The sequence below is a fragment of the Knoellia sinensis KCTC 19936 genome (assembly GCF_000768705.1).
Lineage (GTDB): Bacteria > Actinomycetota > Actinomycetes > Actinomycetales > Dermatophilaceae > Knoellia > Knoellia sinensis.
Window position 1 is genome coordinate 1 of the sequence record NZ_AVPJ01000028.1, and the last position, 19,886, is coordinate 19,886.

Below are 19,886 nucleotides of genomic sequence, written 5' to 3' on the forward strand. Positions count from 1 at the left end.
GAGTGTCCGCGATGTCCTGAGACATCACAGGCTCTTCTAGCAACCAACGCCACTGACGTTGCGCTGGGCTCCGCTCGCAACGTCAGCGTGAACGGCACCTCTAGCGACCGTTGTCACTGACGTTGTGTATGCCGTCCGCTCGTCCACAGGGGCCTTCTCTCGTCGCCCTCGTCCACAGGTCGCAGAACTGCACCTTCCGCTGACGAGGACTGGTCGCAGACGCTGCCTCACATGCCGATTCAGCGACCGCGCCCCGACCTCACCGAACTCGTCGAAGACAACCTTGGCGTCCTCTCGCTCCCTGACCTGAGGGGAATGGACGTCACCCGCGGCCATCGCCGCGCGATGGTGAACGCCGGCAGGTGGCGCTCGATCCATCGCAAGGGCATCGTCACCCACACCGGACCTCTGTCTGGTGAGACCGCGTGGCGCGAGGCCCTGATCTCCGTCGGCCCGGGAGCTCGACTGGGCGGCATCACGTCGCTCCAGGCCGACGGCCTCGTCGGCTACGAGGAGCCTCGTATTCACGTGTGGGTGAAACGTGGCGACGAGAAGGCGGTGGCCGACCACGTCGTGCTGCACGAGACTCGACGATGGGACCATCGCCACGGGGCATCTAGCGGTCTGGCGCGATCCACCCCACCCGTGGCCACGGTTCAAGCGGCACTGTGGGCCGTCTCTGTGCGTCAGGCGATGCTGTGCATGGTCATGCCGATCCAGCAGCGACTCGCTCGCGCGACCGATGTCGAAACGGAACTGGGGCGGGTCAAACGGCACCGGTTCCGCAAGGCGTTACAGGCCGGCATACGGGACATCGTGCGTGGCGCCGAGTCACTGAATGAACTGGATTTTGCTGTCGAGTGCCGACGCCGCAACCTCCCCGAGCCCGACCGTCAGGTGGTGCGCGAGTTGCCCGGCGGTCGAGCCGTCCTGGACGTGTTCTGGAAGCGCTTCCGCGTGGTCGTCGAGATCAACGGGGCCGGGCACAACGCGCTGGACGTCGCCATGCGGGACGAGGTACGGATCACCGACCTGCAGATCCAGGGCGAGATCGTTGTCCCCCTGTCCGTACTCACCCTCAGATGCGATCCGGAGCCGATCTTCGAGGCACTCGAACGAGTCTTCCGCGCCCGTGGCTGGGACGGCTGACCCTCCTCACAACGTCAGCGTGAACGGCTCCTAGAGCAACCCTTGGCGCTGACGCTACGGAAGAGGCCCGGCGCAACGTCAGCGTCAATGGCTCCTAGAGCAACCGTTGACGCTGACGTTGCGGGAAGGAAGGTCAGGCTGCGACGGGGGCCGTGGCTCCCTGATCGGCCTCGAGCACGTCGCCCGTGACACCGGCGCGGGCCGCTCGCCGGCCCACGATGAAGACATAGGCGAAGAACAGCGCCTCGGCCACCACCCCGATGAAGATTCGCGCCCACGTCGGCAGGCCCGATGGCGTCACGAACCCCTCGATCCCACCGCTGATGAACAGCACCACCACGAGACCCAAGGCGATACCCGCGGCTGTGCGTCCCTCGGCCGCGAGTGAGTCGAGGCGACTCCGGGGACCCGGCTCGATCCATGACCAGAAGAGTCGCAGCCCGACCGCCGCCGCGACGAAGACGGCCGTGAGTTCGAGGAGCCCGTGCGGGAGGATCAGCCCGAAGAAGAGCGACCCACGGTCATGGCTCACCATGAGCGCGCCCGCGAGTCCGACGTTGATGACGTTCTGGGCGAGGATGTAGAGCACCGGCAGCCCCAGCACCCCGAGGGCGATGCACTGTGCGGCCACCCACGCGTTGTTGAGCCACACCACCGTCGCGAACTCGTGGTGCGGGAACTCCGAGTAGTAGTTCTCGAAGCTGGTGTTGACGTAGGCATCGATCTCGGCCCGCGTCATCTGCTGCGTGAAGACCTCCGGGTTCCGCACCGCCCACGCCCCGACGACGACCGCCAGCAGGACGCTCCCCAGCGTCGTGGCGAGCCACCACCAGCGGGTCCGATAGAGCGCGGCGGGGAACGTCTGGGTGAAGAACGTGCCCACGTCACGCCACGTCGTGGTCCGGGACCCCGTTGCCGTATGCCGTGCACGCGCCAGGATCGAGGACAGACAGCTCACGAGCGTCGGGTCCGGGCTGGCCGAACGCACGACCGACAGGTGAGTGGAGACCCGCTGATAGAGGTCGAGCAGTTCGTCGGACTCCGCGCCGGACAGACGCCGACGACCCACGAGTTCCTCGAGACGACGCCACTGGCCCACATGGGTGGCGATGAAGGCGTCGAGGTCCACGGCGCCACTCTATGCGGCGGGGGTGGCCGGTCCGACGCCGCGCACCTTGCACCTGGTGACTCGGGTCCCGCTCCGCGGGATAGCCTCGGCGCATGAGCATCGACGGTGGCTATCGCACCTACGCCGGCGAGGACGTCGTCACCGGTGAGGGTGTCTCCGTCGAGGTGCCCGTCGCCAGCGTGCTGAGCCGAGTCGCCTCTCGCCTCATCGACTTGCTCATCACGTTCGTCCTGGCCTTCGTCTGCGTCTTCGTGGCGGGCATGCTCGTGGGCAACCTGTCGGAGGCCGTGAGTCGGGCAGCGATGATCGCGCTCCTCGTCGGCCTCACGGTCATCGTTCCCGTGGTCTTCGAGACGGCCACGGGCGGCCGGAGCCCCGGCAAGTACGCCATGGGACTCGTGACCGTGCGTGACGACGGTGGGCCGATCACGTTGCGGCACAGCGTCATTCGTCACCTCGTCGGCTTCGTGGAGTTCTATCTGCTGCAGGGTGCTCCAGCCATCGTCGCCGCAGTCGTGCACCCGCGCGCCAAGCGCCTGGGCGACATGGCTGCCGGCACCTATGTCATGGCGCTGCGCCACCAACTCCAGCTCACGGCACCTCCGGACGCTCCGCCTGCACTTGAGCACTGGGTCCGCGGCGCCGACATCGGCCCGATGCCTGCCTCACTGACGATCAGCGTGCGTCAGTTCCTCACTCGCACAGGCGGATTGACGCCTCAGTCTCGGGAGCACCTCGGGCGTGACCTCGGCGCGCAGGTGCTCCGCCACGTCTCGCCCCAGCCACCCCCGGGCATCCACCCCGAGTGGATCCTGCGAGCCGTCCTCGCCGAACGCCGGCGCCGCGACCTCGAGCGCCTGCAGGCCGAGGGGGCCAGGGCGCGTCGGATCCTCCCGCCCGACCCCCTCGCCTGACTCCTCTCCGCAACGTCAGCGTCAACGGCTGCCCTAGCAGCCACTCACGCTGACGCAACGGGGAAGGCGCTCAGCAACGTCAGCGTCAACGGCTGCCCTAACAGCCACTCACGCTGACATTGCGGGAAGGGCGATGAAGTCACGGCGGGAGACGCGGCCCCTCAGGTTGCGGCGGAGAGGGCTGCGTAGCCGGGCTTGACCACGTGCTCGATGATCGCGAGCCGCTCGTCGAACGGGATGAACGCCGACTTCATCGCGTTGATCGTCGCCCACCGCAGGTCATCGAGGGTCCATCCGGCTTCGTCGACGAGCAGTTGCATTTCGCGCGACATCGACGTGCCCGACATGAGCCGGTTGTCCGTGTTGATCGTGACCCGGAAGCGCAGATCCTTGAGCAGCGAAATCGGGTGTGTCGCAATGGATTCGGCTGCTCCGGTCTGCAGGTTCGAGGTCGGGCACATCTCCAGCGGAATCCGACAATCACGCACGTATGCCGCCAAGCGACCGAGCGTGGCCCCCTCACCTTCGGCGTCGGCCGAGTCCGAGTCCGAGACCGTGATGTCGTCCATGATCCGCACCCCGTGTCCGAGGCGGTCGGCCCCGCACCACTGGATCGCTTCCCAGATGCTCGGCAGCCCGAACGCCTCGCCAGCGTGGATGGTGAAGTGGGCGTTCTCGCGGCGGAGGTACTCGAACGCCGACAGGTGCCGACTCGGCGGGAACCCCGCCTCGGCCCCGGCGATGTCGAAGCCACCGACGCCCTGGTCGCGATAGCGCACCGCCAGCTCGGCGATCTCGTCGCTCTTGGCCGCGTGACGCATCGCCGTCAGCAACGCGACCATGCGGATGGGCGTGCCCGCGGCTGCCGCCTCGGCCTCACCGTCGCGCAGACCCTCCAGCACCGCCTCAATGACCTCGGTCAGCGAGAGCCCGCCCGCGACGTGCTGCTCCGGCGCGAACCGGGTCTCGGCATAGACGACCCCGTCGGCGGCGAGGTCGATCGCGCACTCGCGTGCGACCCGACTCAGTTGATCGGCGGTCTGCATCACGGCCACGGTGTGGCTGAACGTCTCGAGGTAGCGCTCCAACGACCCCGAGTCCGCAGAGTCACGGAACCACTGACCGAGGGCGTCGGCATCGGAGGCCGGCAACCCGGCATACCCGGATTCGTTCGCGAGGTCGATGATCGTCTGCGGTCGCAGCCCGCCGTCGAGGTGGTCGTGGAGCAGCGCCTTGGGGGCGCGACTGACGAGGGCTGCGGACAGGACGGCAGGGGCGGGAGTCTCGGTCACTCACGCAGCCTAGTGGCGGCACGAAACCCCTTGTGGGAATCGAACGGTCGTGCTTTTATGGGGTCATGTCCAAAGGTGTCCAGACGCGGGAGACTGCACTGCGCGAAGCACTCGCGCAGTCGAGCCACCTCGGCCTCAAGGGCATCACCATCGGCACACTCGCCAGCTCGCTCGAGATGTCCAAGAGCGGCCTGTTCGCCCACTTCAAGTCCAAGGAACAGCTCCAGGTCGACGTCCTCGAGTACGCCGCGCAACTGTTCGCCATGAGTGTCGTCCAGCCGGCCCTCAAGGAGCCACGCGGGCTCGAGCGCCTGCGCGCCCTCTGCGAGAACTGGCTCGGCTGGGACGGCTACGCCGACTACGCCATGCCCGGCGGTTGCGTGTTCATCTCCGCCGCAATGGAATTCGACGACGAGCCCGACGGCCCGGTCCGCGACTTCCTCGTCGCGCAGCAGCACCAATGGTTCGACTCCATGGAGATCGTCATCCGGGGAGCGATCCGCGAGGGCCAGCTCCGCGAGGACCTCGACACGCTCCAGTTCGCCCACGATCTCAACGGGATCATGCTGGGCCACCACTTCGCCGCGCGACTGCTGCGCGACGAGGCCGCACCGACTCGGGCCCGGGTTGCCACCGAGCGACTCATCGACAGCGCCCGTCCAGGGACGCCGGTCACCGACTGACCCGGCACCCCCACCACACCCAACCACGCACATCCACACCTGAGGGGTACAGATGTCATCCACAAAAAGCACGATCGTTCGGACTATTCCACGTGTCTTCGAACGCCTCGAACGCACCTCACCGACGCTCGGAGGCCACCTCGCCAACCGGCTCTGGTTCCGACTCCCCAAGCCCCCGTCAGCCGCGAGCCGTCACGGGCGGACGCCCTCTGGCGGCGAGCCCTTCGAGGTGACCTGGCAGCACGGCGTCGTCCGCGGCCGCGTCTATGGGGACTGGGGCAGGCCCACGGCCTACCTCGTCCACGGCTGGGGCGGCTGGTGGCAGCAGCTCGGGTCGTTCGTCCAGCCCCTCGTCGACGAGGGCCTCTGTGTCGTCGCCTTCGACGCCCCCAGCCACGGCGACTCGGACCCCGGGCTGCGTGGCCGTCGCTCGACGACCTTCCTCGAGATGGCCCAGGCGCTCGCCTCGGTGGAGCGCGAGTTCGGGCGAGCCACGGTGGTGATCGCCCACTCAGCCGGAGCCCTCACGACGATGACCGCCATGAGTGACTTCGCCGTCGGCGGCGCCGTGACCCGGCCGATGCCCTCACCCGAGGCGCTCGCCTTCATTGCGGTCCCCGCCACGGTCCGTGGCATGGTCGCGACCTTCAGCACCGCGCTCGGCGTGGGCCCGCGATCGGCCGCGGTCATGCGGAGCCTGGCCGAGGGCCAGATCGGTCACGCCATGGACGAGTTCGACCTGCTCGCCCTGGCGTCGAGGCACCCGCGCCTGCCCCGACTGCTCCTCGAGCACGACAAGGACGACCCCGAGGCTCCACTCACCGACGCCCTCGAGGTCAAGAACACCTGGCACGACAGTCGGCTCACCCTCACGCAGGGTCTCGGTCACCGCCGTCCGCTCTGGGACCCGACGGTCGTCAAGCGCGTGACCGAGTTCGCGGCGACCGCGGCCGACTCCGTCCGGGCCGAGGTCAGGGCCGAGGTCAGGGCCGAGGTCCGAGCCGAGGCGATCGCGTCCGCCGGTCGATAGGCGGAGTCAGTCCGCCGAGATCCTGTCGATGAGCAACGGCAGGAGATCGGGCCGCGAGCCCTCGGGGGCGATGGTGAACCCGCCCTCGAGGGCCTCCTTGGCCCGCTCGAACTTCTCGGGAGTGTCCGTGTGCAGCGTCATGAGCTTCTCGCCGCCGCGCACCACCGCACCCGGCTTGGCGTGCAGCTCGATGCCTGCGCCCGCCTGCACGGGGTCCTCCTTGCGGGCCCGGCCAGCGCCCAGACGCCAGGCGGCGACGCCCACGGCATACGCGTCGAGCTGGGTGAGCACGCCATCGGCCGGCGCCACAACTTCTTCCGTATGCCGTGCAGCCGGCAGTTCCGCGTCCGGATCGCCGCCCTGGGCGGCGATCATCCGTCGCCAGACGTCCATGGCCCGACCGTCCTTGAGGGCGGCGGCGACGTCATCGCCGTCGCGTCCGGCCGCGGCGAGCATCTCCTGCGCCAGGGCGACGGTGAGCTCGACGACGTCCTCGGGTCCACCACCGGCCAGGACCTCAACCGACTCGCGCACCTCGAGGGCGTTGCCGGCCGTGAGGCCGAGCGGGGTCTGCATGTTGGTGAGCAGCGCAACCGTCTTGACCCCCGCGTCCGTGCCCAGCTCGACCATCGTGCGCGCGAGCTCCGTGGCGTCCTCACGGTTCTTCATGAACGCACCGGACCCGACCTTGACGTCGAGGACGAGCGCGCCCGTCCCCTCGGCGATCTTCTTGCTCATGATCGAACTCGCGATGAGCGGGATGGCCTCGACGGTGCCGGTGACGTCGCGCAGGGCATAGAGCTTCTTGTCGGCGGGGGCCAACCCGGAGCCGGCCGCGCAGATCACGGCGCCCACGTCGTCGAGCTGGGCCAGCATCGCCTCGTTGGTGAGGTCGGCCTTCCAACCCGGGATCGACTCGAGCTTGTCGAGCGTCCCGCCGGTGTGGCCGAGTCCGCGCCCGGACAACTGCGGCACAGCGACATCGAAGACCGCGACCAGGGGTGCGAGGGGCAGGGTGATCTTGTCGCCCACGCCGCCGGTCGAGTGCTTGTCGGCGGTGGGCCGCGACAGCGAGGAGAAGTCCATCCGCTCGCCGCTGTCGATCATCGCCGCGGTCCACGTGGCGATCTCGCGACGGTTCATCCCGTTGAGCAGTACGGCCATGGCGAGCGAGCTCATCTGCTCGTCGGCGACGACTCCACGCGTATAGGCGTCGATGACCCAGCGGATCTGGTCGTCGCTCAACTCGCGCTTGTCACGCTTGGTGCTGATGACCTCAACGGCGTCGTGGTTCTCGCTCATGCCCGTCATCATGTCACTGGACAACAAGGCGACCCGAGCGGTTGAACGGCAGCCGGCGACACGGCATACGGGAAGGGTTTGTGTGGCTCAGGGACGCTGCGCGAGGTTGTCCGGACCGAACGCCTGCGGCAGCACCTGGTCCATGGGGAGCACGCCCTCGGGGGTCATGAGCAGGCACGCAGCACCGCCGTTCTCCCACAAGAGTTGGCGGCAGCGGCCGCAGGGCATGAGCGCCTCGCCACGTCCGTCGACGCAGTAGACGGCGACGAGCAGACCGCCGCCCGTGGCGTGGAGTTCGGAGACCATGCCGCACTCGGCGCACAGGCCCACGCCGTAGGCGGCGTTCTCGACGTTGCAGCCGGCGACGACGCGGCCGTCATCGGTGAGTCCGGCGACGCCGACCCGATAGTCCGAGTACGGCACATAGGAGTGCGTCGTCATCTCGATGGCCTTCTCGCGCAAGGCATCCCAGTCAATGTCACTCATGTGTGCCTGCCTTCGGGATCGGGGCGGCGAGGGTGTCCCCGTCCGCCTTGACCGTGTGTGCGACGACGACGGACGCGAGCAGTCGCGCACCGCAGCCGATCGCCTCCTCGTCGATGACGACGTCACCCTGGTGGAGGTCGTAGGTCCGCCCTCCGGGGGTGCGGGTGCCGAGTCGTGCCATGGCGCCCGGGGCGTGCGTGAGATACCAGGAGTAGTCCTCGCCACCGAGCGACTGCCCCGTCGGCGCGATGTGCAGGCCGGCCCCGAGACAGGCGAACCGCAGGGCGTCGATGGCGTCGGCCTGATTGACGACCGGGGGGACGCCCTTGATCCGCTCGAGCCGGGCCTCGACGCCATAGGGCGCGACGACGCCGGCGACGATCTCGTCGAGGATCGGCCCGACGGTGAGCCAGGCATTGGCGTCGAGCATGCGGAGGGTGCCGCTGCACTCCCCCTCGCTCGGGATGACGTTGCTTGCCGCGCCGGCCCGGACGACGCCCCACACGAGGGCGGCTCCGGCACGCGGGTCGAGGCGGCGGGAGAGCGCGGCCGGGACGTCCGTGATGACCTTGGCGAGCGCGTAGGTCAGGTCCTCGGTGAGCTGCGGCCGCGACGTGTGGCCGCCCCGCCCCGTGAGGCGCACGCGGATGTGGTCGCACGCGGCGGTGATCGGACCTTCGCGCAGCCCCACCTGGCCGACGTCGAGGGACGGGTCGCAGTGCAGCGCGAAGATCGCGTCGACGCCCTCCATGACCCCCTGGGCGATGGCCTCCTGCGCACCGCCGGGGATGACCTCCTCGGCGGCCTGGAAGATCGCGCGCACGGCGGTTCCGCGCTCGCGCAGGGCCTCCTCGTGTTCCTTGAGAGCGAGGATCGCCCCGACCAGTGCAGTGACGTGGACGTCGTGGCCGCAGGCGTGGGCGACCCCGTCGGTCGTCGACGCGAACGGCAGTCCTGTGCGTTCCTGCACCGGGAGCGCGTCCATGTCCGCGCGCAAAGCGACTCGGTATGCCGGCTGCTCGGCTCCCAGGTCAGCGACCAGTCCCGTGCCCCGCAGTCGGCGGACGCGGACGCCGGCGCTCTCCAGGCGCTCGACGATGACGTCGGTGGTGCGGGACTCCTGACGCGACAGTTCCGGGTGGGCGTGCAGGTCGCGGCGGAGTTCGATGAGTTCGGGCAGCGCCGACGTGACGCTGGCGCCGAGCGCGGTGAGGGTGTCAGTCATGGGACCTCCATGGTAACGGCGCTCACACACCCCCCAAATTCCTTCCCGCAACGTCAGGGGGAACGGTCGCTAGAGCAGCCATTGACACTGACGCTACGGCGCACCCCTCCCGCAACGTCAGTGCCAACGGTCGCTAGAGCAGCCATTGACACTGACGCTACGGGGCACCCCACACGCGGCGGAGGTGGGCGCGGACGGGTTCGGCGGGCGCCAAGGTGATGGCCGCACGCACGGGGAGGTCGTCGCGGGTGTCGACGGCCTCCACCTGCCACTCGCGCAGCAGCATGGCCAGGACGAGGACCGCCTCGGACATGGAGAAGTACTGCCCGATGCACGCCCTCGGCCCGCCTCCGAACGGCATCCACGCGTAGCGGTGCCGCCCCTTCTCCGCATCTCCGAGGAAGCGCTCCGGGTCGAACCGCAGCGCGTCGGGCCAGTGCTCGGGGTGGCGGTGAATGTTGCGCACGAGCACGATGACGCCGGTCCCCTTGGGCACGTGGACTCCAGAGACCTCGGTGTCCTCGGTCGCGAGCCGCCCGATGATCGGTGCTGACGGATAGAGCCGCATCGCCTCCTTGAGGCAGGCCGTTGTGTAGGTCAGGGCCGCCGCGTCCGCTGCGGTGGGCGTCCGGTCGCCGAGGACTTCGGTCACCTCCGCGCGCACGCGCTCCTGGATGTCGGTATGCCGTCCGAGCAGGTGAAGTGCGTACGTCAGGGCTGTCGACGTGGTCTCGTGACCCGCCAGCAGGAACACGAGGACCTGGTCACGGACCTCCTTGTCGCTGAGCGCCTCCGACCCGTCGCGCGCGGCGAGGAGTCGGCCGAGGAGATCGCCACGGTCGTGGTCGCCCGCATCGCGACGCTCGGCGATGAGTCGGTCGCACAGGTCCCAGAGCCGTTGCTGCGCGGCCTGGGCCCGTCGGGTCCGCGGGATCGGCCAGGACGTCGGCGGGGACCACGGTGCGAGACCACGCCGGATGACCGTCTCGGCGACCTCGGGGAAGGCTTCCCGCACGACGGGCACGGCATCGTCCCCGGCCTTGCCGAAGAGCGCCCGGATGACCACCCGGAGGGTGAGCGCCATCATCGACTCGCCGACGTCGATGGCGAGGTCGTCCTCCCCTGAACCTCCCAACCCGTCGAGCACGTCGGCGATCTCGCTCACCATGAGGTCGGTGTAGCCGTCGACGGCAGCATGCGTGAACACCGGCTGCACGAAGCGTTTCTGGCGGGTCCACTCGTCACCCTGCGCCGAGAGGAGCCCGTCACCCAACCACGCCCGGATCTCGCGGTAGACCTGATCGTTCTTGTCGAACGTCCGCCACGTCGTGCCACCGAACACCGTGGCGGCGGCCTCGGGGGTGCTGAAGGCCGTGAACGTGCGGCTCAGCGGTCGCGGCCCCACATGCAGGCGGACGACATCGCCATGGTCGCGCCAGAGTTGGTCGAACGTGCCGAGCGCGTCGCGGGTCAGGTCACGCACGATCGCGATGCGTCCCACGGGGACGGGTGGTTCGCCGTCGGCCGGGAACGTGGACCGGGTGGAGGACGTCGTCGTCATGGACCCATCGTCCGCCCCTGCGGGGGTTCCCAACAGGTGATTTCCCGACGCCGCTCGATCGGCTCCCGGAGCCGCCCCCCTCCCGCTCTCCCGCAACGTCAGTGGCAACGGTCGTTAGAGCAGCCGTTGACGCTGACGCTACGGAGTCCCCCTGCCACAACGTCAGTGGCAACGGGCGTTAGAGCAGCCGTTGACGCTGACGCTACGAAGGAGGCGCGGAGGATCAGGTGAGGTCGGTGCGGCCGGCTTCCTTGAGTTCCTCGACGACCTTCTTGACGTCCTGGGCACGTTCGAGCGTCGTCACGAGCACCGCATCACCGGAGTCGATGACGACGACGTCCTCGAGCCCCACGACCGCGATCGGTCGGCCACCTCGCGGTGACACCAGCCCCGTGGAGTCGACCGCGTGCACGAGCCCCGCGTCACCCAGGACCCGCGGCCCCGACTCCGGTTCGTCGAGCAGCGCGGACAACGAGGAGAAGTCGCCGATGTCGTCCCACGCGAAGTCCCCCGGCACGACCGCGACGACGCCGATGTCCGACGCCGGCTCGGCCACCGCGTGGTCGATCGCGATCTTCTCCAGCGACGGCCAGATCTCGTCGAGCCTCGACCGGTCGGCAGCGATCTCCCTCAACCCGTCGGCCAACTCGGGGTGCCACCGGTGCAGGAGGTCGAGCAGCGCCCCCGCGCGGACGACGAACATGCCGGCGTTCCACCGGAACTCCCCTGTCGCGAGATACGCGGTCGCCCGCCGCACGTCGGGCTTCTCGACGAACTGGCGCACGCGCCGCGCGGTCGGCTGCCCCATGAGCCGCGAGCCCATCTGGATGTAGCCGAACCCCGTCGACGGGTGCGTCGGCTCGATCCCGATCGTCACGAGCTGCCCTGTGCGGGCCACCTCGACCGCCTCCGCGACGCACGCCCTGAAGGCCTCCGCATCCGGGATGACGTGGTCAGCCGCGAACGACCCGATGATCGCGTCGGGATCACGGGCCTCGACGCAGGCTGCGGCGAGACCGATCGCAGCCATCGAGTCACGAGGCGCCGGCTCGGCAAGCACATAGCCCTCACCCAGCTCCGGCAACTGCGCCACGACGGCGTCGACATGCGCCGCACCGGTCACGACGACCACGCGCTCACCGGCCAGCGGCGACACCCGCTCCACCGTCTGCTGCAGCAACGAACTGCCCGCGCCCGTGAGGTCGTGGAGGAACTTGGGATGACCGGCCCGCGACAGCGGCCACAGACGAGTCCCCGCGCCCCCCGCCGGGATGACGGCCCAGAAGCCGGAGATCTCAGACATGGGCGTCACAGTATCGACAGCGGCCTCCCGCATAGGATCGCGACCATGGATCTTCTGGAGCCGGTGCTCTTCACCGACGCCTGGGGCTCACATGTCTCCATCGCCAGCCTTCAGGGCCGCTCGATCCCGAGCGCCGAACCCGAGTCCGAGCTGTGGATGGGCGCGCACGAGAGCGGCCCGTGCGGCATCACCCGCGACGGTGTGGCCACGACCCTCGCCGACGTCATCCGCAAGGACCCCGAAGGTGAGATGGGCGCGGAGTGCTGCGCGGCATACGAGGGCCGTCTGCCGTTCCTCCTCAAGGTCCTCGCCCCCGGGCGCGCCATCTCGATCCAGGCGCACCCCACCGCCGAGCAGGCCCGCGCCATCCGAGACCAGGACCGCGAGCGCGGTGACGAGAACGCGACCTACGTCGACGACTGGGCCAAGCCCGAGATGCTCGTGGCGATCTCGCCATTCCGCGTCTTCGTCGGCATGCGTACCCAGGACGAGGTCGCGGGCCTCGCCAAGCGGCTCGCCGTCCCCCGCCTGACCTCGCTCGTCGAGGACGCCGCCACGGCCGATGACCCGGTCCATGCCCTCCTCGCCGGCATCCTCTCCATCCCCAAGGACGAGCACACCGGCTTCACCCGCGAGCTCGTCGCAGCCTGCGTGCGCGCGTCGTCGAGCGGTGACGAAGAGGGCAACCAGTGCGCGGCGGTCGTGCGCGTCGCCGAGGACCACCCGGACGACATCGGCCTGGCCGTTCTCCTCCTCATGTATCACCGCATCCTGGAGCCCGGCGACTACATCGACGTCCCCGCCGGCGTCCTCCACTCCTATGTCTTCGGGCTCGGCATCGAGGTCCTCGCGAACTCCGACAACGTCGTGCGCGCCGGCCTCACGAGCAAGGAGGTCAACATCCCCGAGCTCCTGCGCATCGTCGATCCCGACATCGACGGCAGCGTCGGCCACGCCGAGGTCGACCCCGACCTGCCCGCGACGGAGCGCTTCCCCAGCACCTCCGACCGGTTCGCGCTGCGTCGGCTCCACTCGCCGGCCGACGTCCGCCTCCCCGGCGACGGCACCCCCCGCATCGTGTTCTGCCTCCACGGCGACGTCACCCTGACCACGCCGGAAGGCGCGCTCGAGCTGGGACCGGTGCGGGCGGCATACCTCTCCGCTCGGGACCACGACGTGACGGTGAGTGGCAGCGGCGAGGTCTACCTCGTCACGCTCCCGACGGTCTGAGAGCGCCGCGCGTTCATCCACTGATCACGTGGGTTCGGGACCGTGGTTCCATGCGAGTAGCCATGGTGACGGAGTCGTTCCTCCCGACGCTCAACGGCGTGACGACGTCCGTATGCCGGGTGGCCCAGTCCCTGCGCACGCTCGGACACGAGGCCCTGATCATTGCCCCCGGTCCGGCGCCCGCTTCGTTTGAGGGTTTCCGGGTGCGGGGGCTGCCGTCGATCTCCGTGCGCCAGTTCCCGACCGGGGTGCCGACGCCGGCGCTGCGCCGGACGCTCGAGGAGTTCGCGCCCGACGTCATCCACGCCGCGTCCCCCTTTGTGTTGGGGGCGCGGGCGCTGCAACTCGCGGACCGCACGGGGACGCCGGCCGTGGCGATCTATCAGACGGACATGCCCAGCTACATCCAGCAGCACGGGCCCGGACGCCTCGGCACGGGTGCTGCCAACGCCGCGTGGCGTTGGATCCGGCGGATGCACGCGCACGCGGACCTCACCCTCGCGCCGTCACGGCCGACGCTCGACGAGCTGCGCGCGCAAGGCGTCCCGCGCACCGACCTGTGGGCGAGGGGCGTTGATACGAGCCTGTTTTCGCCGCGTTGGCGCACCAACCCTGGGACGGCGGAACTGCGGCGTGCGCTCGCGCCGAGCGGTGAGGTGCTGCTCGGCTATGTCGGTCGATTGGCGCCCGAGAAGGAGCTGTGGCGCCTCACCGAGGTCGCGCAGATCCCGGGGACCCGGCTCGTCATCGTCGGCGACGGCCCCCACCGGGCGCAGATCGGGGCCCAACTGACCGAGGCCGTCGCCTCGATGCCGGGCCGCCCCAACCGGACGCCGATCTTCCTCGGTCGCCAGTCCGGCGACGACCTGGCCCGCGCGTATGCCGCGTTCGACGTCTTCGTCCACACCGGCACCCGCGAGACGTTCGGGCAGACGCTCCAGGAAGCGGCGGCGTTCGGCCTGCCCGTCGTCGCACCGGCGCGCGGCGGCCCCCTCGACCTCGTCGACCACGGCCGCACCGGGCTGCTCTTCGATCCCGACCATCGCGGATCGCTGCACGACCACGTGGACGCCCTCGTGGGCGACCGGGAGTGGCGGACGCGCATGGGTTCCACGGCCGAGGCGGCCGTTCGTGGCCGGTCCTGGGACTGCCTGACGGAGCAGCTCGTGGGCCACTACGAGTCAGCCCGCGAAGGTCGTGCCCTCCGGGCCGCTTGACGCGCTCTCTCGCGTAGGGTCGCTCGCGGCCCGCTCCCCCGGCGGGCTGTCGACGGTGCCTTGATGCGGGCCCTCGGCTCCCGCGGAGAGGAAGCGACGATGCGCAGAGCTGCGCTCGCCGTCAGCACGACGGCGCTGGTGGCGGCTGCCCTCACGGCGCCTGTCGCAGCGCCTCTCGCCGCGCACGCCACGCCGACTCCGACGCCCAGCGCCTCGCCCAGCCTGCCGACGATCACGCAGACGGTCGATCCGGTGACGAGCGTCGGCGGCGCTCGCCTCGCCGAGATGAACACGGTCATCGTCGACGCACCGTCCGGAGTCCCCAAGCCCCCGGACGTCCCCGACGTCGCGTGGGTCATTGCCGACGCCGACACCGGCGCGGTCGTCGCGGCCAAGAACCCGCACGCCCACCTGCTGCCCGCGAGCACCCTCAAGACCCTCACGGCACTGCTCCTCATGCACCGCCTCGACCCCAAGGACGAGCTCAAGGCCACGAGTGTCGAGGCGGGGGCCGAAGGCACTCGCGTGGGCATGGTCCCGGGGCAGCACTACACGGTGGCGCAGCTCTTCCAGGCGCTCATCATGTCGTCGGGCAACGACGCGGCCTACGGGCTCGCCACCCTCAACGGCGGCATGGACAAGACCGTCGACGAGCTCAACTCCCTCGCCGCCGAACTCGGCGCGCACGACACCGTCGTCAAGGACCCGAGCGGGCTCGACGCGCCGGGGCAGGTGTCCAGCGCCTACGACCTCGCGCTCTTCGGGCGGGCCGCGATCGCCGACCCCGACTACGTGCGGCTCGCCACGACGAAGCAGGCGACGTTCCCCGGTGCGGCATCGAAGACGTCCCGGAGCCGACCGACGTTCGCGATCGGCAACCACAACCGGCTCGTCTGGAACTACCCCGGTGCCCTCGGCGTGAAGAACGGCTACACCAAGGCCGCGCACCGCACCTTCATCGGCGCGGCGAAGCGCGGCGACAAGACCTACATCGTCACCGAGATGTATGGCACCGGCAGTTCGTGGCGCCCCGCCGCGTCACTCCTCGACTGGGCATTCGCGCACGGCGACAAGGTCAAGCCGGTCGGTCGGCTCGTCGACCGTGGCGAGGCCGTCGTGCGGCCCAAGCCCGCGGGCTCGGCCGCCACCCCGACCCCGGCCGTCGGCAGCGTTGAGGCCGGCTCGCGCATCGCCACGGTCAAGTCACCGACGGCCGACCTGGATCTGCTGATGCCCCCGGTCGCGGTCGCCGGCATGGCCCTGCTCTTCGTCATCTGGCGTCGCAGCAGTGGCAGCCGCAGGCCTGCGCGCCCCGCCGGTCGACACCGCGCCTGAACCCCATGCTGGACCGGGACCCGACCGGTTGGGGACACTCGGGTCATGCGCACCTCCATCGACCCGGAAGCAACCGCAGCCACCGAACCCGCGCTGACCGTCGAGCGGACGATGACTGCCTCCGCCGCAGCGCTCTACCGCGCCTGGACGGACCGGTTCGGAGACTGGTTCGCCGAGCCCGACACCGTGCTCATGCGTGCCGAGGTGGACGTGCCGTACTTCTTCGAGACCCTTTTCGAGGGTCAGCGCCATCCACACCACGGGAGGTTCGTCGAGCTCGTGCCGGACGAGCTGGTGACCCTGACCTGGACCAACGCAGCGGTGCAGGGCGCCGAGACGGTCGTCAGGGTCGACCTGTCGCCGGCGGAGGGTGGCTGCCACCTGACTCTGCGGCACGGGGGCTTCCCCGACGATGAGACCCGGGACCAGACCAAGGACGCGTGGCCCCAGGTCCTCGAACACCTCGACCATGTCATCCGGGGCGAGTGACCCTGACTCGACCTGTTGCCCGGCTCATGGATCACTGCCAAGGTGAATCTGTCCGGAGTCCGTTCAAGCAGGAGGCTGTTCATGAGCGTGTACAAGGTCATCGACATCATCGGCACGAGCACCACCTCGTGGGAAGACGCGGCCATGACCGCAGTGAAGACCGCGGGAAGCACCGTCCGCGACATTCGCGTCGCCGAAGTGGTGCGTCAGGATCTCGAACTCGGCGAGGGTGACGCGGTCACCTATCGGGTCAAGCTGCAGGTCTCGTTCAAGTACGAGGGCTGACGGGTCAGCGCACCTATCGCCGGGTGAGCCTGCGCAAGGCTCGCCCGGCGATCCCGAGACCGGCTGCCACGGACGCGCCCAGCGCGGCACCCAAGGCCAGGTTGATTCGGTCGTCCGCTCGATTCGCGCTCGGCGCGACAACGACGTCCGTATGCCGTCCAGCCGGGTTCGACTCCGGCGGCACGACCGCGCCCAACCGGTCCGAGGACACCGCGTCCTCGGGCAGCTCCGGCCCCTCGATGAGTTTGGCCTTCTGCCCGTCGGTCAGGTCCGCCACTGCCTCGGGTTCGAGGGAGTTCGCACTCCACGCGGCGGCGAGCAGGATGATGCGCGACATGAAGTTGAGCCACGCGAGCAGGCCGACGACGAGGGCGATGGACGTGAAGAGCGGGTTGTTCGTCGTGCTGGCGATGAGGGCCGTGCCGAGGAGCTTGAGCAGGGTGAGTCCGACCCCGCCGACGACAGCGCCGCCGATGAGTCCGCGCCAGGGCACGTCGACGCCGGAGAGCAGCCGGAGCATGACGAGCACGACGAATCCGTCGAGGACGGCCGCAACGAGGAAGGCGATGGCGCTGAGCAGCCACTCCTGTCCGCCGAGCCCGATGAGTTCCGCCAGCCACGACGTCGCGGCCCCAGCCACGCCGGTGACGGCCGCGGAGACGGCGATCGCCAGCCCCAAGAGCACGAGCACTCCCAGGTCGCGCAACTTCGCGGTGACGAAGTTCCCCGGAGCGCCCTCGGCGCCGAAGATCGCCCGGATCCCGTCGCGCAGCGCCCCCAACCAGCCGAGACCGGCCCACAACAGACCGACCAGACCGACGACACCGGTGATCGTGAGCGTGTCACCGGAGGGTGCAGAGAGGGGGATGAGTCCCTCGCCCGAGTCGTCCTGAATGAAGCCGGGCAGCGTGTCGTTGAGGTAGTCCTTGATCTGCTCGAGCCAGCCCGGGTTGTCCTGCAGCAGCAGACCAAAAACCGTGAAGGCCAACGCCACTGCGGGGAAGATCGAGAAGAACGCGAAATAGGTGACGCCGCCAGCCAACAAACTGCCCCGCGCGTCGCCATAACGCTTCCAGGCGCGCCAGATCCGGGTCGTCTGCACGCGGGACCAGAGCTTCTTGAGCCGGTCCATGCTCAGCCCTCGAGGGGGAACGACGTCAGCGGGCGCCACACTCCGTCGTCACCCTGGTGATAGAGCTCGAACGAGCGCACCTCGAACGCGCACCGGAACTCCTCGACGTCCTCGAAGGCGCGGTCGAGAGCCTCCTCGTCGATGTTGTGGGCGATGGTCACGTGCGGGTGGTAGTTGAACTCCAGGTCGCGCACCACAGGGCCGCTGCGGACGTCGGTCTCGAGCAGCTCGCACTGCGGGATCCCGACCGACACCTGGACGAACACGACGGGCGAGAGCGGCCGGAACGTTCCTGTCCCGTGCAGGTGCATCCGGAACGGGCTGTGCCGGGACGCGACCTCCCCGAGGTGCTTCTCGAACCCCGCGAGGTCGGCCTTCTCGATCTCGGTCGGCGGCAGGAGCGTCACGTGGGGCGGGATGAAATTGGCGAGCGGGTCACCTGCTCGCTCGCGCGCCTGTTGCAGCATCGAGCCATACGGCTCGGGCACCGTGATCGCCACGCCATGGGTGGACATGCGCTCGACCCTAACGCGCCGCGGGCACCAAGCCGACGAGGTCACGCACCCGAGCCATCGTCGCCTGCGCGACGACCCGGGCGCGGTCGGCGCCGGAAGCGAGGATGCGGTCGAGCTCGGCCGGGTCATCGAGCAGCTCGGCCATCCGCTTCTGGAACGGCGTGAGCGCGTCGACCACGACGTCCGCGACCTCCTTCTTGAGGTCGCCGTAGCCGCGACCGGCGAAGGCCCGCTCGAGCTCCTCGATGCGCGTCCCGGACAGCACCGAGTGGATGACGAGGAGGTTGGAGACTCCCGGCTTGTTCTCGACGTCGTAGCGGACCTCGGCCTCGGTGTCGGTGACCGCCGAGCGGATGTTCTTGGCGATCTTGGCCGGATCCTGCATGAGGTCGATGAGGCCCTTGGGTGAGGAACCGGTCTTGCTCATCTTCGACGTCGGGTCCTGCAGGTCCTGGATCTTGGCGGACCCCTTGACGATGTAGGGCTCGGGCACGACGAGGCCGCCCTCACCGAAGCGCGTGTTGAACCGCTCCGCGAGGTCGCGGGTGATCTCGAGGTGCTGGCGCTGGTCCTCACCCACCGGCACATAGGCCGCGTCGTACATGAGGATGTCGGCCGCCATGAGCATCGGATAGGTGAAGAGGCCGACGTTGGCGTTCTGGCCCTTGGCCGTCTTGTCCTTGAACTGCGTCATGCGGCTCGCCTCGCCAAAACCGGTGAGGCAGTTCATGACCCAGCCGAGTTCGGCGTGCTCGGTGACGTGGCTCTGGCAGAACAGCGCCGAACGCTCCGGGTCGACACCTCCGGCGATGAACTGGGCCGCCGTCTTGCGGGTCCGGTCGCGCAGCACCGCGGGGTCGGTCGGCACGGTGAGGGCGTGCAGGTCCGCGACGAAGTAGTAGGCGTCGAACTCGTCCTGCAGCTTGACCCAGTTGACCAGCGCCCCGAGGTAGTTGCCAAGGTGGAGCGAGTCGCTGGTGGGCTGCATCCCGGAGAGGATCCGGGGAGCCGCCTGGGGGGTCTCAGTCGCGGACATGCGCGCCATTCTGTCAGGTGCCCGCACCTAGACTCGCAGCGTGTCGACCCTCTCGGAGACCTTCGCGACGCTCTTCGGCCACGCCCCTGAGGGCGTCTGGTCGGCCCCCGGCCGCGTGAACCTCATCGGCGAGCACACCGACTACAACGGCGGCCTCGCGCTGCCCATCGCCCTCCCCCACCGCACCCACTGCGCCGCGAGCGCGCGCGACGACGACCTGCTGCGCATCCACTCCCTCCAGGAGGACTCCTCCGTCGAGGTGCGGATCGCGGACGTGGCGGCCGGGCACCCGGGCGGGTGGACGGCATACGTCGCCGGTGTTTTGTGGTCCTTGAAAGACGCGGGGTATGCCGTCCGCGGACTTGACGTCGTCATCGACGGCCGGGTGCCCCTCGGGGCCGGCCTGTCGAGTTCCGCGGCCCTCGAATGTTCTGTGGCCGCGGCGGCGTCGGATCTTTTCGGGCTGGGGCTGCTCCAGACGACGGAGGGGCGCAAGGTGCTCGCGGCGGCGTGCCAACGGGCGGAGAACGACATCGCCGGTGCGCCGACGGGCGGCATGGACCAGGCGGCGGC

Annotated in this window: 20 protein-coding genes; 10 read left to right on the forward strand and 10 right to left on the reverse strand. The window is 69.5% G+C overall.

Features of this window, described 5'->3' with window-relative positions:
* The first annotated feature begins 231 nt into the window (after positions 1–231).
* The gene (locus tag N802_RS18530; protein WP_035919339.1) at positions 232–1,149 is read left to right on the forward strand and encodes a hypothetical protein; all 918 of its coding nucleotides are present in this window, start codon (positions 232–234) and stop codon (positions 1,147–1,149) included.
* Between the two features lie 133 nt (positions 1,150–1,282).
* On the opposite strand, the gene N802_RS18535 is transcribed toward N802_RS18530, so the two are convergent.
* The gene (locus tag N802_RS18535) at positions 1,283–2,278 is read right to left on the reverse strand and encodes a stage II sporulation protein M (protein ID WP_035919341.1); all 996 of its coding nucleotides are present in this window, start codon (positions 2,276–2,278) and stop codon (positions 1,283–1,285) included.
* Positions 2,279–2,370: 92 nt separating this feature from the next.
* On the opposite strand from N802_RS18535, the gene N802_RS18540 reads away from it, so the two are divergent.
* Positions 2,371–3,192: an RDD family protein gene (locus N802_RS18540; protein WP_052110162.1), complete on the forward strand. Its 822-nt coding sequence runs from the start codon at positions 2,371–2,373 to the stop codon at positions 3,190–3,192.
* A gap of 161 nt (positions 3,193–3,353) precedes the next feature.
* Here the strand turns inward: N802_RS18540 and N802_RS18545 are convergent, their stop codons facing one another.
* Positions 3,354–4,484, reverse strand: a complete 1,131-nt coding sequence (locus tag N802_RS18545; RefSeq protein WP_052110163.1) for an adenosine deaminase — start codon at positions 4,482–4,484, stop codon at positions 3,354–3,356.
* Positions 4,485–4,549: 65 nt separating this feature from the next.
* On the opposite strand from N802_RS18545, the gene N802_RS18550 reads away from it, so the two are divergent.
* Both N802_RS18550 and N802_RS18555 read left to right on the forward strand, forming a co-directional pair.
* Positions 4,550–5,167: a TetR/AcrR family transcriptional regulator gene (locus N802_RS18550; RefSeq protein ID WP_035919343.1), complete on the forward strand. Its 618-nt coding sequence runs from the start codon at positions 4,550–4,552 to the stop codon at positions 5,165–5,167.
* A gap of 52 nt (positions 5,168–5,219) precedes the next feature.
* Positions 5,220–6,197, forward strand: a complete 978-nt coding sequence (locus tag N802_RS18555; RefSeq protein ID WP_052110164.1) for an alpha/beta hydrolase — start codon at positions 5,220–5,222, stop codon at positions 6,195–6,197.
* A 6-nt stretch (positions 6,198–6,203) separates the two neighbouring features.
* Here N802_RS18555 and N802_RS18560 read toward each other — a convergent pair whose 3' ends face one another.
* The 5 genes from N802_RS18560 to N802_RS18580 all read right to left on the reverse strand — a co-directional run bounded on the left by N802_RS18560 (position 6,204) and on the right by N802_RS18580 (position 12,074).
* Entirely contained in the window at positions 6,204–7,499 is a 1,296-nt protein-coding gene (locus tag N802_RS18560) for a thymidine phosphorylase (protein ID WP_035919346.1), read from the reverse strand.
* Between the two features lie 87 nt (positions 7,500–7,586).
* Entirely contained in the window at positions 7,587–7,985 is a 399-nt protein-coding gene (locus N802_RS18565) for a cytidine deaminase (protein ID WP_035919349.1), read from the reverse strand.
* The gene (locus tag N802_RS18570) at positions 7,978–9,210 is read right to left on the reverse strand and encodes an amidohydrolase (RefSeq protein ID WP_052110165.1); all 1,233 of its coding nucleotides are present in this window, start codon (positions 9,208–9,210) and stop codon (positions 7,978–7,980) included. Before N802_RS18570 ends, N802_RS18565 begins: the two co-directional genes overlap by 8 nt.
* Before the next feature lie 157 nt (positions 9,211–9,367).
* Positions 9,368–10,771, reverse strand: coding sequence for a cytochrome P450 (locus N802_RS18575; protein WP_035919351.1), 1,404 nt, complete (start codon positions 10,769–10,771; stop codon positions 9,368–9,370).
* Between the two features lie 223 nt (positions 10,772–10,994).
* Positions 10,995–12,074: a mannose-1-phosphate guanylyltransferase gene (locus tag N802_RS18580; RefSeq protein ID WP_035919353.1), complete on the reverse strand. Its 1,080-nt coding sequence runs from the start codon at positions 12,072–12,074 to the stop codon at positions 10,995–10,997.
* 45 nt (positions 12,075–12,119) lie between these two features.
* Between N802_RS18580 and manA the strand changes: the two genes are divergently transcribed.
* From manA to N802_RS18605, 5 genes are all read left to right on the forward strand, one after another.
* Complete coding sequence (manA, locus tag N802_RS18585) at positions 12,120–13,304, forward strand: mannose-6-phosphate isomerase, class I (protein WP_035919355.1); 1,185 nt, start codon at positions 12,120–12,122, stop codon at positions 13,302–13,304.
* Between the two features lie 50 nt (positions 13,305–13,354).
* A complete protein-coding gene (locus N802_RS18590; RefSeq protein ID WP_035919356.1) occupies positions 13,355–14,521 on the forward strand; it encodes a glycosyltransferase family 4 protein in 1,167 nt (388 codons plus the stop codon).
* 99 nt (positions 14,522–14,620) lie between these two features.
* Positions 14,621–15,856 carry a D-alanyl-D-alanine carboxypeptidase family protein gene (locus N802_RS18595; RefSeq protein ID WP_169743464.1) on the forward strand — a complete coding sequence of 412 codons (1,236 nt, stop codon included), beginning with the start codon at positions 14,621–14,623 and terminating at the stop codon, positions 15,854–15,856.
* Between the two features lie 45 nt (positions 15,857–15,901).
* Positions 15,902–16,345, forward strand: a complete 444-nt coding sequence (locus N802_RS18600) for an SRPBCC family protein (protein ID WP_035919358.1) — start codon at positions 15,902–15,904, stop codon at positions 16,343–16,345.
* Between the two features lie 81 nt (positions 16,346–16,426).
* On the forward strand, positions 16,427–16,630 hold the full coding sequence (locus tag N802_RS18605) for a dodecin family protein (RefSeq protein WP_035919359.1): 204 nt from the start codon (positions 16,427–16,429) through the stop codon (positions 16,628–16,630).
* A 13-nt stretch (positions 16,631–16,643) separates the two neighbouring features.
* Here the strand turns inward: N802_RS18605 and N802_RS18610 are convergent, their stop codons facing one another.
* From N802_RS18610 to trpS, 3 genes are read right to left on the reverse strand one after another with little or no spacing between them, the layout of a single operon-like run.
* Complete coding sequence (locus N802_RS18610; protein WP_035919361.1) at positions 16,644–17,762, reverse strand: YihY/virulence factor BrkB family protein; 1,119 nt, start codon at positions 17,760–17,762, stop codon at positions 16,644–16,646.
* A 2-nt stretch (positions 17,763–17,764) separates the two neighbouring features.
* Entirely contained in the window at positions 17,765–18,277 is a 513-nt protein-coding gene (locus N802_RS18615; protein WP_035919362.1) for a 2'-5' RNA ligase family protein, read from the reverse strand.
* 10 nt (positions 18,278–18,287) lie between these two features.
* On the reverse strand, positions 18,288–19,322 hold the full coding sequence (trpS, locus tag N802_RS18620; RefSeq protein ID WP_052110167.1) for a tryptophan--tRNA ligase: 1,035 nt from the start codon (positions 19,320–19,322) through the stop codon (positions 18,288–18,290).
* Between the two features lie 31 nt (positions 19,323–19,353).
* Between trpS and N802_RS18625 the strand changes: the two genes are divergently transcribed.
* On the forward strand, positions 19,354–19,886 hold a 533-nt coding region (locus N802_RS18625; RefSeq protein ID WP_035919364.1), incomplete at its 3' end, for a galactokinase.